The organism is Oleiphilus sp. HI0061 (genome assembly GCF_001635675.1).
In genome coordinates this window covers 1-518 of record NZ_LWFE01000881.1, presented here as the reverse complement: position 1 = coordinate 518, position 518 = coordinate 1, and the positions used below count along the sequence as shown (strand labels likewise).

The window sequence follows — 518 nt, the reverse complement described above, 5'->3', positions numbered from 1 at the left end:
GAAAAATTTTTGGCACCAAAAATAAAGATAGGCCTTTAATACCTTCAGGTGCACCCTTAATACGAGCGAGTACTAAATGAATAATATTGTCACTAGCGTCATGATCACCTGTAGAGATAAAGATTTTGGTACCTGATATCGCGTAACTGTTGTCAGCATTAATCTTTGCGCTACTTTTAATTTCACCTAGGTCGGAACCGCAATGAGATTCAGTTAAGCACATGGTGCCCGTCCAATTACCTGATACCATGTTGTGAAGGTAGGTTTGTTTTAATTCATCATTACCGAATGAAATCAGAGCTTTACATGCAGAGCTGGTGAGCGCTGTGAACATGCATAAAGATTGGTTGGTACTGGTCAACATTTCCGATACCTTTGAGCTAAGTGCTTCAGGTAGCGCTTGCCCACCCCACTCCTCTGGCATCGAGATTCCCATCCACCCTGCTTCAGAAAAAGCTTTAAATGCGTCGCGAATCTTAGGGTCTAGTAGTACTTTACCATCCTTGTAACGACAGCCA

The 518-nt window shown here is 42.5% G+C and carries 1 protein-coding gene; it reads right to left on the bottom strand.

What is annotated here, in order from left to right; all coding sequences use genetic code 11:
• Positions 1-518: acyl-CoA dehydrogenase family protein (locus tag A3735_RS10420; RefSeq protein ID WP_197485838.1), on the bottom strand; the 518-nt coding region annotated here is incomplete at both ends.